9 protein-coding genes are annotated in these 14777 nt (G+C 45.7%); all 9 read right to left on the bottom strand.

Annotated elements, in window-relative coordinates; translation table 11 throughout:
* Positions 1–66 precede the first annotated feature (66 nt).
* Positions 67–1986: a beta-N-acetylhexosaminidase gene (locus tag R7190_RS16320; RefSeq protein ID WP_186584669.1), complete on the bottom strand. Its 1920-nt coding sequence runs from the start codon at positions 1984–1986 to the stop codon at positions 67–69.
* Positions 1987–1994: 8 nt separating this feature from the next.
* Positions 1995–2885: an N-acetylglucosamine kinase gene (locus tag R7190_RS16315; protein ID WP_005380046.1), complete on the bottom strand. Its 891-nt coding sequence runs from the start codon at positions 2883–2885 to the stop codon at positions 1995–1997.
* Between the two features lie 2 nt (positions 2886–2887).
* On the bottom strand, positions 2888–4627 hold the full coding sequence (locus tag R7190_RS16310) for a glycoside hydrolase family 9 protein (RefSeq protein ID WP_167415427.1): 1740 nt from the start codon (positions 4625–4627) through the stop codon (positions 2888–2890).
* Between the two features lie 63 nt (positions 4628–4690).
* A complete protein-coding gene (locus R7190_RS16305; RefSeq protein WP_005380041.1) occupies positions 4691–5686 on the bottom strand; it encodes an ABC transporter ATP-binding protein in 996 nt (331 codons plus the stop codon).
* Positions 5687–5733: 47 nt separating this feature from the next.
* Positions 5734–6717 carry an ABC transporter ATP-binding protein gene (locus tag R7190_RS16300; protein WP_005380040.1) on the bottom strand — a complete coding sequence of 328 codons (984 nt, stop codon included), beginning with the start codon at positions 6715–6717 and terminating at the stop codon, positions 5734–5736.
* Between the two features lie 2 nt (positions 6718–6719).
* Positions 6720–7745: an ABC transporter permease gene (locus tag R7190_RS16295; protein WP_047102642.1), complete on the bottom strand. Its 1026-nt coding sequence runs from the start codon at positions 7743–7745 to the stop codon at positions 6720–6722.
* 2 nt (positions 7746–7747) lie between these two features.
* Positions 7748–8734, bottom strand: coding sequence for an ABC transporter permease (locus tag R7190_RS16290; RefSeq protein ID WP_005380038.1), 987 nt, complete (start codon positions 8732–8734; stop codon positions 7748–7750).
* 170 nt (positions 8735–8904) lie between these two features.
* Positions 8905–10587 carry an ABC transporter substrate-binding protein gene (locus tag R7190_RS16285; protein ID WP_005380037.1) on the bottom strand — a complete coding sequence of 561 codons (1683 nt, stop codon included), beginning with the start codon at positions 10585–10587 and terminating at the stop codon, positions 8905–8907.
* Between the two features lie 782 nt (positions 10588–11369).
* A complete protein-coding gene (locus R7190_RS16280) occupies positions 11370–14756 on the bottom strand; it encodes a response regulator (RefSeq protein WP_186584672.1) in 3387 nt (1128 codons plus the stop codon).
* Positions 14757–14777 lie beyond the last annotated feature (21 nt).

Below are 14777 nucleotides of genomic sequence, written 5' to 3'. Positions count from 1 at the left end.
CGAAGCTGCATCAGCAGCCAAAATTTAAAAACTCTTCAAGCGTGATGTTTCGACATCAGTTTTGTATTACTTCCACGGTTTACGGTAATTCACTCCCTGCAAATCAAGCAGAGGTAGATGGCCTTTCAAGCGTGATAAATAGTCGGTCCAATCTCGGTGTTGTTTGTCTGTCCAACATGCTTCTGCCATTGCAGTTAAACGAGGGAAGATCATGTAGTCCATGCGAGGTTGGTTATTGATAATTTCGCACCATAATGCTGTTTGAATGCCCCAAATGCGCTTACGTATTGGGTCGTCAGCAGGCACTTCAGCGAGCGGTTCGTAGTTGTAAGCTTTTTCTAGTGGCAGTGGGTTTGCCCAGTCCACGCCCGGTTCTTCAGGTGCGTAGTCTTGGGTCATATCTAGGTAAGTGGTTTGTGCTGGTTGCAGCACCACATCAAAGCCTTGGCGAGCACAGTTCAAGGCCGCTTCTTCGCTTAGCCATGAGTAGATCACCGTATCTTTACTGACTTTGTCGCCGTGTTGAGCTTCTTCCCAGCCCAGCATGCGTTTGCCCAATTTACGAAGTTTGTCTTCGGCATAATGCAAGAAGTGTCCTTGCAAATCTTTGTAGTCGCTGTAACCCAGTTGTTCCATTAGTGCTTGGCATGCTGGGCTTTTTGACCATACGCCGTTAGGTACTTCGTCGGCACCAATATGAACGTAAGGCGCAGGAAAAAGTGCAGAGACTTCTTCTAGCACTTTGTCGATAAATTCATAACTCCCCGGCAGAGCAGGGTTAATGACGTTGTCGTTGTAATGCTGAATACTGCGGTATTCGGTGGTATCTTCCGCTTCTACCAATAGGTGTGGTAACGACTTGATGGCGGCTCGGCAATGACCAGGTACATCAATTTCAGGAATGATGGTGATGCCGCGTTGCGATGCAAATTCGATAACGTCTTTGATGTCTTCTTGTGTGTAGAAGCCGCCGTAACGTTCATCAAAGTGCGTGTACTGTGGTTCATTGATCTCATCCAATCCGCGCCAAGCACCAATATCGGTCAGTTGAGGCAGTGATTTGATTTCAATTCGCCAACCCTCATCGTCGGTAAGATGCCAATGGAACGTATTGAACTTGTAATGAGCCAGTTGGTTGATCAAGCGTTTGACTTGCTCAATGGAGTGAAAATGACGAGCACAATCGAGCATCATACCGCGGTAACGAAAGCGTGGCCTGTCCTTGATTGAACAGCAAACTACTTCCATTGAGTTAGGTTGATCGCCAACTTTGATTAGTTGTAATAACGTTGCACAAGCATGGGTAAAACCAGACGAAGATCCTGCTTCAATTTTGATTGACTCTTCGGCTACTTTCAGTTTGTAAGCGCCTTCATCCAAGGTTGGGTTGCCTTTGAAGATGATCTGACTGCCATTGTCTGATGCGAACTCAAATTGGTGAATGCGCTTAAGCTCTTCAAGTAGCCATTCTTTAGCTGAATTGGCCAGGCTTGAATAAACCGCGACGCCAGCATGATGGTCAAAGCTAAAATAGTGATCGCTGACCTCAATATGGTTTGGTTTTGGCAGCAAGGGTTGTGCATGGGTTAAACTTGCAGGAATCTCACTGCGTTCACGGTATGGTGAAGCTAATACGATAGGCGTGACATCCACTTGTGCGCGCTGTGGGTTTCCATCAACGACAAAGTTGATCATCGCTTCGTTAAAGCCATCCGAGTAATAACGGAATGGGTTCGAACCAATACTGAATTCACAGTAATAGTGATGGTTGGCAGCCAGTACCAGCCCTTCTGGCTTAAGTGTGCAAAAACTACCAATTTGAGTCAGTTGACCATTTGAAACGCTGTCTGGAAGAATGTAACGATCGAAAGCGAAAGTTAAGCTCCAGCTGTTTAGGTCTTGGTCGCTCAAGTTATGAAAGGTGAGGCCAAAGCGGCAGTTTTGTTTCTGCTCAGAAAGGACTACGAGATCAACACGATATTCCATATCTACTCCTACGCCGCACTGAGCGAGTAAAGGTTATGTTCTGGTTTGCCAGCAAACATAATTGCGCCTTCAATCGCGTCAAACTGTGGCTCAACAATCCATTGCTGAACTGGTGGTGAAAGCCAACGTACAATGCGTTCAGCTATGCTGCCCATTAAACAAATACGTGTTGCGCCGCGCTTGTTTAATGCCACGAGAAACATTTCTATATCCGCTGCGGTTTGCTTCAGCATTTCAATGGCCAGTGCATCGCCTTGTTCCGCATGTTGGAAAATAGCCGGAGAAAACTGCCCATAATCACGAGGAAGCGCCTGTTTTGACCACGCCACCACGTTGTCGACCTCATTTTCGAAATGCGTCATAACGTGTTGTGCTAGGGGCGTTTTTTCTCTGATGCCATCTTCAGCTAACAAAACTTGCTGAACTAGGCGTAGCCCCATCACTGCGCCGCCACCTTGATCCGAAATAGGGAACTCACGACCACCGACAACATGTTGCTCCAATCCGTTAAGGTAGATGCCACAAGAACCGGTTCCCGCAATCATGATTGCGCCATCTTCGCCATTGTGCGCACCAACGCACGCACCGTAAGCATCGGTATTCAGAGTCATACTGGCAAATGGATGAGGAAGAGACATGAAGGCTTGCCAAGATGCTTTGTGCTCTGCGCCAGCAAGGGCTAAGCCGACGTGCATCGACGCGAAATCTTGTTGTGTCAGACCGCCTTGCTCGGTAGCCGAAGTGATGGATTCAAGAATCGAAGCCATTGCTATTTCAGCACCTAGCATGATGTTGGCACTGCCGCTTTTGGCCTCGCCAAGAAAATTACCTTGTGAATCTTTAATCCTGGCTCGACATGACGTGCCGCCACCATCGATACCGACAAAATACATTCCCATGATTATTCTTCCTTCATATTTTTAGAGGTCGCCAACTGAGAAGCATGCTGAGCTTGACTCATTATCGCGAGTAAGTACCAAGCGCCATGCGGGATCCATTGTTCGCCCCAGCGCCAGTTTTGTAACACGTCTTCTTTTTGTGCTGGTGGGTTAAATGCAATGTCTTCCTCGTCTTCATAGCCGCCAGTGATTCCGTTACACACGCCACCTTTTGCGTTGAAGAAACCATATTGAGGGAGGTAATCAGGGTTGTTACGACCATGGCCATCTAGCATGCACATGTCGTATGGGTTTAAGCCTACAACCCAGTTCAATGCATCTTGAGCAAACACAGAAAGTTGTTGCTGTACTTCTTGCGACGCTATATGCGGTTGAGCAAGGTACGCCATGGTCGCGAGTGAGCCCAGTCGAGCATTCTCGCCTTGCCACCAATAGCCGGATTCATTGTTGTGCGCGACAAAAAATGCCTCGCGTTTTGACTCATTTACGCCTTTAACATATTGGCGAGGGTAACCGAATGGGTTGATCACTCTATTCGATATTGTGATCTCAAACTCACACGCTAGGTTTACGATACGTTTTACCGATTCCGCTCGTGCTGAGTCGTCTTCAATTGATAGATATTCGCATAGGGCAATAACTGGTAGACCAGCTTCGGCTGCGTGAAAATATGGACGGCTGCCGTCTTGGTTTGCTGACCAAAAGTGTTGAATCTGTTCGTCGCTCATTTGGCGTGCAACTAAACGTTGCGCCCACAAACGGCTCTCTTCCAAGTAGCGAGTTTCTTTGGTTGCTTTAAACAGTTCTACACAAGCCAGTAGCGCACAGTATTCGTCGATAATGTTTTCTTCCCCATCATTGAGGTACTGCGTATTGTGCTCTTTTAAGTGCCAGTAACCATTTTCGGCAGCGTTGCGGTATTTTTGTTGATCGTATTCACCGTGAACACTTAAACGCGATGCTGCCGCTAGCGCTGCAATGGCGACACCGCCACCTTGTCGAAAGCCTGCTTGATAGTCGTCAAATTTGTGACCAAGTTGAGTTTCGTACGCGCAAATCTCGCGTTGCGCAGTATCTTTGCTCCACTTGTCAAAGACCGTCATGTAGAAAAAGCCTTTTTCGTTTTGCATACGCACAAGAAAGTCTGCACCGAACAGGGCTTCTTCAATCAGACGTGTACGTGTGAAAGCTGCAATGTCTTCGCTTCCTTCAAGCAACGAAACCCCTTTTAGGATGTTCCAAACCACCATTGGGGTTTGTTGAGGATTCAAATAATTCGCGTATGAAAGGTGACTTAAATACTTGCTAACGTCTCCTGATGCGTCGTACCAGCCGCCGTGTACATCAACCTTTTTATTGGAGTTTAGTACTGGAAGTAGTCGATCTTGTTGATCGAAGATCCCGCCGCAACGTTGCGATTTGAAGTAGTGGATCACATCTGACAAAGTTTGATCCAACAGAATGTGTTCGCCAACGATGAAAGAGGAAGAGCGCGTATCTTCTACTTGCAAGAAATAGTCACCTGACGTTGTGAAAGAGGAAAAGTCGATGAGGTAGAAATAGCCCTGATGCCAGTTCGCCACTTTACCTTGTTCTTCAACCGCAAAAGTTGCCACGGTTTTCTCGCTAGTGGCACAAATCAATTGAGCAGTGTAAGAAGACAAGTGTGGTTGTTCGGTCTGGATAATGGCTTTCTTTGGGCCCAGACGTTCATAACCAATGTGGTTAGTCAGTAGCAGCATTCAATGTCTCCGGGAAACGATAAAAACAGGAAGGGGCCAGGCTGAACCTGACCCTCGTTATGATTAATCTTCAAATAAGTAACAGCGGACAAAGTGGTTGTCGGACAGTTGAGTGACGCCCGGTAGTCGTTCGCGACATTTGTCGGTAGCGTGTACACAACGTCCAGCAAATGGACAGCCGACAGATTCGGGTGTCCAAAGTGGGATTTCCCCTTTGTTGCCTTTCAGTTTCTCGTGAATAGACTTCGATGGATCTGGAACCGCAGATACCAACAGTTGCGTATATGGGTGTTGAGGATCGTGAATGATTTCTTCAGTATCGCCCCATTCAACCATGTGACCTACGTACATGACCGCGAGATCTTCAGCAATGTAACGCGCTGTTGCGATGTCGTGAGTGATGTAAAGCAGAGACATTTGTTTCTCGAACTTCATCTCTTCCATCAAGTTCAGAACACCGGCACGGATTGATACATCGAGCATCGATGTTGGCTCATCCGCCAATACCACTTCTGCACCAACTGCGATGTTACGAGCTAGGTTTACACGTTGACGCTGACCGCCAGATAGCTGGTGCGGGAACTTTTGCGCCGTTTCTTTTGGTGGAATAAGACCAACTTGTTCAAGTAGGTCGTACACACGCTCTTCCAGTTCTTTCTTGTTGCCCGGTGCTACTTTCTTATGAATCAGCAGCGGGCGCGCAATATGGTGGAAGATATTGTGCGTTGGGTTTAGCGAGCCAAACGGGTCTTGCCACACCATTTGTACACCTTCACGGTAGGTCATTAAATCGTGACGAGAGGTGATGTCTTGGATATCACGACCTTTGTATTCAATGATGCCATCGGTTGGTGCGTACATTTTTGCAATCATTTTTGCAGTAGTAGACTTACCTGAACCAGATTCACCTACCACTGACAAGCCGCGGCTCTTGTACATTTTGAAAGAGACGTCGTTGATTGCGCGCATCTTAGATTGTTTGATTGAGTTACTGTTTAAAGGGAAGTCCTTAACGACATTTTTACCCTCAATCAGCAGTTCGCCGAATTGTTTGCTCATAATTCTCTCCAGTGTAATTTTTGTTCTTAGCTAGCGTTTTTTTGTTGTTAAACCTTAGCTTGAGCAATGGTGTCGCCGTACAAATGGCAATTTGAGAGGCGACCTGGTTCAATTTGACGTAATTGGGTTGGTACACGTGTACATGCTTCATGTACGCGATCGCAACGAGCTTGGAAGCGGCAGCCCCGTGGTACTTCTAGCAAGTTCAACGGGTTACCTGGAATGCCAGTCAATTTGGTCTTTGGTCCAGTTAGTGGAGGGAAAGAGCTACCCAAACCTTTGGTGTAAGGGTGGTAAGGACTTTCCAGAATTTGCTTAGAAGGCGCGACTTCAATCAACTCACCTGAGTACATGATGCCGATACGATCCGAGAACTCGACCATCAATGACAAGTCATGTGTGATGAACAGAATTGAGAAACCAAACTCTTCTTTAAGCGCGTAAATTTTTTGTAGAATTTCACGTTGAACCACTACATCCAATGCGGTAGTCGGTTCGTCCATGATGATCATTTTTGGGTTCAGAGCCAAAGCGATTGCGATTACTAGACGTTGACGCATACCACCAGAGAACTGGTGCGGGTAATCACTCAATCGGCTAGGGTGGATATCAACGATTTCCAGCAGACCTTCAGCGCGTGTTTTTGCTTGAGCGCGAGTCATATTGGTATGACGCATGATGACGTCACAGAACTGCTCTTCCATGGTTAGAACAGGGTTCAAAGCGTTCATCGCACTCTGGAATACCATCGACATTTCACTCCAGCGGAACGCTTGCATGCGATCATCGCTGTACTGAAGGATATCTTCACCGTTGAAGATAACCTCACCACCTGTGATAAACGCTGGTGGCTTATGAAGGCGCATTAGTGAGAAGGCAACAGTGGATTTGCCACAGCCAGATTCACCAGCCAGACCGAATACTTCACCTGGTGCAATGTCGAAGCTCACGTTGTTACAGGCGCGGACATCGCCCGCGTCTGTGATGTAGTCTACGCATAGGTTACGGATGGAAATTAGTGGTGCAGTCATGATTATTTATCTCCGCTCCATAGTGCATTTTGTGGTGCCAGTTCAGGCTCACGCTCTTTCTTGTCTTTTGCTGCTAGTTTTTTCCAGCGTTTCATGCCTTTGTGAGAACGAAGTTGAGGGTTCGCAATTTCGTCAACGGCAAAGTTCAACAGAGCAAGACCAGTAACCAGTAGTGTTAGGGCAATACAAGGTGCTAGTACTTCCCACCATGCGCCAATCAGCATGGCTGATGAGGTTTGCACGTTGTAAAGCATGATGCCCCAACTGATCGTGTTGGCATCACCCAAACCTAGGAACGAAATGACCGCTTCAGTGTTGATCGCCAGCATTACTGAGCCAATGAAGCTCGCACCGACAATTGGGATAAGGTTTGGTAAAATCTCAACAAAGATGATGCGGAATGAAGACTCTCCCAATACTTCGGCAGCTTTAACGAACTCTTTCTCGCGTAGTGCCATAGTTTGAGAGCGGACAACACGTGCACCCCATGCCCAAGAAGTACCAGCGATAATCAAGGCAATGGTGAGTGGGCCTGCTTCACCGATAAAGGCCGCCAACACGAATAGCAATGGATACTGCGGAATTACTAACATGATGTTCATCGCGGCACTCAATACGTCATCCACTTTACCGCCGAAGTAACCTGCCGATATACCAATGACTGTTGCTAAGAAACACACGATGATGCCAGCACCAAAGCCTACACCCAGTGATACTCGTGCACCGTAAGCCACCTGCGACCAGATATCGCGACCCATTCGGCTAGTACCTAATACGTGGTCGGCCTTTTTAGACATAAGCAGTGTACGACGATCGTCTGCTAGGTTTTTAGCGACCCAACCATCAGGGTTGTTTTGTGCCTGTTTTACAACAAAGCTTGGGTATTCGTGTGGGTTACCGGTTCGCTTGTCTGGCGCATGCTTTGTAAGTAAAGGAGCGGCAATCGCAACGAACACGAACAGCGTAACAATGCCAAGACCAATGCGAGCAAATGCGTTACCTAAAATAAGTTTGAATAGTTCTTTCATGGTTATTTGCCTCCCGTACGTAGGCGAGGGTCTAGAATCATGTACAGCATGTCAGCCATTAAGTTGAAGCACAGCATGAACATCGTCATGATAATTAACTGACCTTGAAGTACTTGGTAGTCACGAGCGTGAATTGCGTTCAATAGAACAGTACCTAGGCCTGGGTAGTTGAAAATCATCTCGATGATTAATTGACCTCCAATGGCCATACCTAAAGACATAGACAGTGCGGTAACACTTGGAAGTAGTGCGTTACGTGCGGCGTAATTAAAGACGACGCGGTTTTCACTCAGCCCTTTACCTTTAGCCATCGTGATATAGTCTTCGGCGAGAAGGTTGATCATGTTGTTACGCATGTTAACTAGGAAGCCACCAATTTGAACGATGGTTGCACAGAATAGAGGTAGTACAGCGTGGTAACCCACGTTCTTGATGAACTCCCAGCTTGTCCAATCAGGAATAGTACCTGGCGTGTAAGCATAGCCAGATGGGAACCATTTCAGGCCAATCGCAAAGGTAAACAGCGCTAACATTGCGATAACCATTTGTGGAATAGCTTGAATGATCAATGTGCCAGGCGTTACGAATGCATCGTACTTACTACCGCGCTTCCAGGCGGCAAAAATACCAAGGACAGAAGCGATGGAGAAAGAAAGTACAACCGCAGTACCAGCTAGAAATAGTGACCAGCCAAATGCACTACCTAGTAAAGAATTAACTGAAAGTGGGTAGAACTGGATTGAGGTGCCCAATTCCCAACTTAGAATGTTTTTAATGTACGAGAAGTACTGAATGTAAATTGGCCCATCAACGAAACCGAGCAGTTCTTTCATTGCTGCGATTCGTTCTGGAGTCACCTGTACTGAAGCATTAGCAAACATCATGGTAACTGGGTCACCAGGCATTGCTCGCGGAATAATAAAGTTTAACGTCGCTGCAACTAAGAGCGCGACAAGATAGAACGACAAACGTCTTAAAAAATAACCCATAACTCACACCTTACTCACCCAGATTTTTTCCCTGTTTCTGGTTTCAGGTCGCTCCTAGCGAAATTTAGAGCGAAAAATCCCCTGACGACGAGCGCCACATATTGGTTTCGTTAACAAGGGATTTTTATAGGCGGCACACGGGATGTATGCCGCTTGAAATGAACTTCTACTTATTTAACTGGTTTTAGGTCCAGTACGTGAAGTAGACGCTCTGGGATACCTGCCCAAATGTTTGGACGGCCCTTAGGGTTTTCTTCGTTCCACCAACCAGTGAAGCGAGTTGTGTTGTATTGGTACATGTACGCGCCAGATAGCACAGGAATAGTTACTTGGTCCTGAGCAATGATCTTCTGAATGCCATGAGCGATCTCTAGTTGTTCTTGTTTATCTGCTGTCTTGTAGAAGCTGTTAAGAAGACCGTCTAGCTTATCGTTCTTGTAGAAGTGCATTGCAAAGCGAGGCATGCCGTCACCAGCTTGTAGCTTCGAGTTGTAGCCACTATCCCAGTACAAGTGTGGATCTGCACCGTGGAAGTAGTTGGTGTAAGCAACGTCGTAAGTACCTTCTAGCATAGCTTGGTTGTATACCGAGAAGTCCGGTGTACGAGCACGAGCTTTAATGCCCACTTCTGCTAGTTGCTCAACGGCTAGTTGTACCGTGTTGTTGAAGTCAGTCCAACCGTTTGGTGATTGAATTAGAAGCTCGAAAGACTTGCCAGATGGTGTATCCACAAAGCCATCTTTGTTTACATCTTTGAAGCCAGCTTTAGCTAGAAGCTTTTTCGCACCTTCCGCGTTGTATGTGTTGTAGCCTTTGTACTTGTTGTGCGTCTCTTCATCAGACCAAGCTTCGAATGCGTAGCCAAGGCCAGATGCGAAGTCGTTCACTGTACCGCCGCCGTAGAAAGCGATATCAATGATAGTTTGACGGTCTAGCGCCATAGAGAACGCACGACGGAAGTCAACGTTAGTTAGTGCTTCGTTTTTCGCAGCGTCTGGGTTTTTGAAGTTCACTACAAATGCTTGAGTACCCGCTGGTGGGTACCAGTAGTGGTGATTCGGACTTGCTGCAGCGTACGTACGGTCGATGTCTGGTACGAATGAAGACGTCCAGTCCATTTCGCCGTTAACGATTTTGCCCAAGAATTGGTCGTTGTTCGCGATTTGTGGCACACGCAGACAATCTACATCTAGGTTGTCAGCATCCCAATAATTCGGGTTCTCACACTGGATATATAGCTGCGGTGTGAAAGTGTCGATTTCAGTAAATGGACCACTGCCTACTGGATTTTCGTTTGTGAATGTTGCTGGATCTTTTACTTTGCTCCATACGTGCTTAGGTACGACTGGTACTTTCGCAATTTCGTAAGGAACGTTTGAGTTTGCTTCGCTTAGACGGAATTTAACTTGGTAGTCGTTAACTTTTTCTACGCCAGTCACCCAAGAGTTGATACCAGATTGGTCTAGCTCTGGCTTCTCTTTAACTAGGTTGAAAGAATAAACAACATCATCAGCGGTAAACGCTTTGCCATCAGACCATTTTACGCCCTTACGGATATCGAAGGTTACGCTCATCAGGTCATCAGCCATGGTAAAGTTTTCTGCTAGACGAAATACAGGCGTGTTACCGTGCATTTCGTTAAAAACAACGAGCGGCTCGTAAATAAAGTCGGTTGTTGTGTGCAGGTTAGTTGCACCCAAGAAAGGGTTAAAGTTACGAACGAAAGTTGTAAACTCTTTAGGGTGGATAGTCAGTTCACTGCGTTCAGCCGCAGTAGCTACCGATGCAAAACCTGTAGTAGCCGTTGCAATAATTGCTGTTGCTAGTGCTGTTTTTTTAATATTGGCAAGCATAGCTGTTCCTTACTATTTGCTTTCATTTCACTAAATGGAATTGAATGTCATCAATTGATAAACACTCTCTAAGACCTACCTCTTGTACATGCCTTACTCATTACAACATTGAGTTTCGCCAAGAGTGGCCTGTAGGCCTTAGGTAGGAGTAAGAAAACACCTTATCCATAAAATAATCAAACTTGATTCCCGTTAAAAACGTTAAAATCTCTGAGCTCTCCGTTATAAACGTTATTTTGGCTAATTTTAACCAGCATTGGGCCAAAAAATAAACGTTGATATGCGTCGCAGTTTATATCCTTGTTAATAATAAGTGTTGGTGATTACTAACCTGCTGGTCCTTTTTAAATATACGTTTCCTGCTTGTTTTCTAGGTTCGGAGATCTCGCTCACATGCAGAAATGGTGTTAATTAATCAGCTAAAAATTAATCTGCCGTTCTGTTGTGATTAAGTTCGCAATCTCTATCAATAGTTCGTCAAAATCCGCTTGTTATCTGAAAAATGGCCTTTTTTATCGACAGTTTTCTTCCGTTTGTTGTCCTTTTTTTATTATATGAATGAAGTTTTTTCGGTTGCTCGAACTTACCTAGTTAAGACAAGTTAAATGGATAAGGTCGTACGTTTTGAAGACCAACAATAGATAGCGTTGTCTAACCGAATGTTCGTTATTGGAAATATGGTAATGGGGTAGGAAGAGGCGGTCTCTTTTATCTCTAGGAAGGGAATACTCGAATAACAAAAAAGCCCAGCATGCACGCTGGGCTAGTTTTTTTGATAAATATTAGCTGGTCAATAGTCGCTGTAGTTTATCTCGTTGTGCTTCTATGTATGCTCTCTCGGGGCTCTGTTCTTTGCAGTGTTCGAGAATGAACTCTATCGAGCTTAGCACCGTTCTCCAACGTGGTGTTTTGGGTAATGTTTCTATACGCATGTATTTATCTAAGGTGCGTGTTTGTAAAGTACTTCGGTCTAGATAAACGCGCCACAAGCCACTTTGCTCTGCAAATGCGAATTTACTTTCACCCGTTACAGATTCCCAATACTCTAAAGCATGTGTCATTGCGTCGACTAGAACTTCCCGCATAAGTTCTTGCTTGTCCTTTTTATTACCGAGTGCTTTGTCTGCAAGGCGCGTAAATTCTCCGCCAAGCTCTTTTAGCTTTTGCAATTGGTCTTTGTCACCATCAAATGCATAACTTGAAAGCACTTCTACGGCGGTTTCTAGATTATGTATGCGAGCGGCACTGGCTCCACCGCCGACATTAAAGATGTACATGATATCTAACCCTGAACCTTCAGGGAGCTTAAGAATGTCTGCTTCGATGTTCTGACGAATATCTTCAATATAGATATCAATCTTGCCACAGTAATGAGGTTGTTTGACGGTTAGATATTTAGGGGCAATCAGCTCATCAGCAGATGAGCGCTTTAGCTGTTCTAAGCTGCGCTTGAATAGCTTACAAGCAGCTTCGTTAGCAAAGCGAATACGCTTGTCTTCACGTAGACAGATGATAGCTTCAGGAGCCGATTCTAGCTGTTCCAACAAACGACCTTGAGTCTCAAGTAAGCTTGCTTCAACGACTGCTCGCTGTCTAAGTTCAGACTCTAGCACTTTGTTTTCCATATGGCGCATTTCTGCTTTACTTGCCGTTAAATGCGCTTGGATACGTGCCGCCAACTCTTGTTTATTAAATGGTTTCGATAAATAGTCGTTGGCTCCTGCTTCAAAACCTCTTACACGATCTTCTGTTTGACTGAGTGCGGTGAGCATAATGATTGGCAACTCGGCATGATCATAGGTTTCACGTAGTTCACTACAAACTTGGTAGCCGCTCATGCCTGGCATCATGATATCCAATAACAGAAGTTCCGGCTTCTCTTGCTCGACGAGCGCTAACGTTTCTGGCCCATCGGAGACGGTACGCACACGATAGCCCTCTAAACGTAAAAAGCTTTCAAGCACGCGTAAGTTTACTGGTTCATCGTCAGCAACATACAGTAACGGGCCGTCTGGGTTCTCTGGAAGTGATAAGTCTTCGCGGTTCTCTACATTAACTTCAGGGATTTGGAAGTGTCCGTGCGCAGCTAGAGTCTGGGTTGCTTGGATTTCTTCTTCACTGGCGAGCGGTAAAGTGAAACTGAAGGTAGTTCCGACCATTGGTTGGCTACTGACGTATAACGAGCCTCCCATTAATTCGATCAATTGACGGCTAATGGAGAGCCCAAGTCCTGCACCTTGACGATAACGGCTCGCGTCTTGCCCTGCTTGGATGAGTGGTTCAAAAATATGTTCAAGTTGTTCTGCGGGAATTCCTTGTCCAGTATCCACAACTTGTACGCGTACATGATCATCTACCACATTAGCGGAGATAACAATTTTACCTTCTGAGGTGTATTTAATCGCATTGCCAATCAGGTTATATAGCACTTGTTCAAGGCGTTGCGGGTCAGCTGACACTGCTTTTAAATCCGCTGGGACTTGGTTGATGATGCGGATGGTTTTACTTCCGAGTAAATGGCTAGAAAGCTCTAAAACCAATCGTGTTGCACTGCCCAAACTCACTGCTGATTTCTGGATATCCATGCTTCCATAACGCATTTTATGATAATCCAACAAGTCATCGACTAGATTAGCGAGACGCTGACCACTTTTAATGATGATATCAAGCTGATATTTCTGGCTAGCGGGGATCGCACCATTGGCGCCGGACGCTAAGGTTTCAGCAATCCCGACCATGCCGTGTAACGGTGTACGAAGTTCATGAGAAGTCGTGGCTAAGAATTCATCTTTTAATTTATCGGCCAATTGCAGTTCTTCATTCTGTTTTTGAATGATCTGTATGTTGCTTTCTAGTTCTTCATTTTGCTTCTTAATGGTTTGAATCTTATCTCGAATAGAGCGTTGCATTCGTTCAAAGCTTAACGCAAGCCGACCAATTTCATCTTTACGAACCGTATTAAAAGACGTGTCATCAAGATCCCCTGCAGAGACCTTTTCGGCAACCCAAGTCAATTTCAGCAACGGAGAAGTGATAAAGTTTGATAAATAGTGAGAAGCTATCACCACAAGGATAATGGCGATCAACATAGCGATAACGAATAGTTTTTCGAGTTGATGGATACGAGCGAAAGCTTCGTTTTCTGGTAACTGTACGACGAGCGCCCAAATCACACCACGAGTTTCAATCGGTGCATAAGCCGCGATTATTTCTTCACCTAAGCCGTTCGTGTAAGTGCCGACACCAAACGCACCAGAGAGTGCTTTATCGATCACTTCTAAACTGTTCTTAATGTCGTCTTGTTTCGTGTTGATTGTGCGAGGTTGGTGATCATTTCCAACCAGCAAGGTGTTAATGGATGACTCTCGATTAGCGTCTGCGGCTAACTTAGTGATGCCATTATTTGGCAAGCGGAACATGGCATAGCTGTGTAGATAACCTTGCTGAACAATTGGTGCACCTAGCCAAGCGACTGATTTACCCCCTTCCAGCTCGAAGTCAGACACAATCACAGGAGTGTAGTCTTCGTTTACTTTTCGACGTTCAGTCACATCATCGGCGAGACGCTTGAAAGTTTTGCCAAGTGCCGAGTCTTTGTAGGGGCCTGATAACAAGTTCGTTCCGTAGTTATCGTCTTTGTTGATCGAGTAGGTGACGTTACCATTGATGTCGACCAGCAAAATGTCATTAAAATCAGAGCGCTTGAGGAGCTCCAAGTAGGCCCAATGATAGCGTTTATGCAAAAGTCGGTAACGTTCACTTCCTACATAGTTGGATGACTCGGGTAACGTTGAGGTTTTGATTTGGTCTCCGCTGCCCTCGATGTAGCGCTGTTGGGCGTTTTTACGAGACTCTTCAATATCATTGCCTAAACGACTAAAAGCATTGACGAGACCGTAGAATCGGCCACCACTGGCGTAAGCCAACTCTGAGCGCACAAAGCCCATGACTTCGGTTTCTCGTGCCTCAAAGTAGTCGATGATTTGCTGCTGTTTTGTATCTCGAACAGACAGTAAGTGCGAGGTGCTTTGTTCTTGCAGATCTTTACTGTGGGACTGCAAGAAAAAGATCGCAGTAATGGTAAGAGGTGTGATACTGAGCACCAGAAATGCGGTCATCAGTGTACTCTGAAGGCGCTTAAATTTCTGTTTTTTGTAGAATTTAAACATGGATAAGATTACAACTCATAA

Source organism: Vibrio sp. 1078-1, from assembly GCF_033340475.1.
Note: the sequence above shows the minus strand (reverse complement) of the source record. Positions and strands in the feature narration are given on the sequence as shown.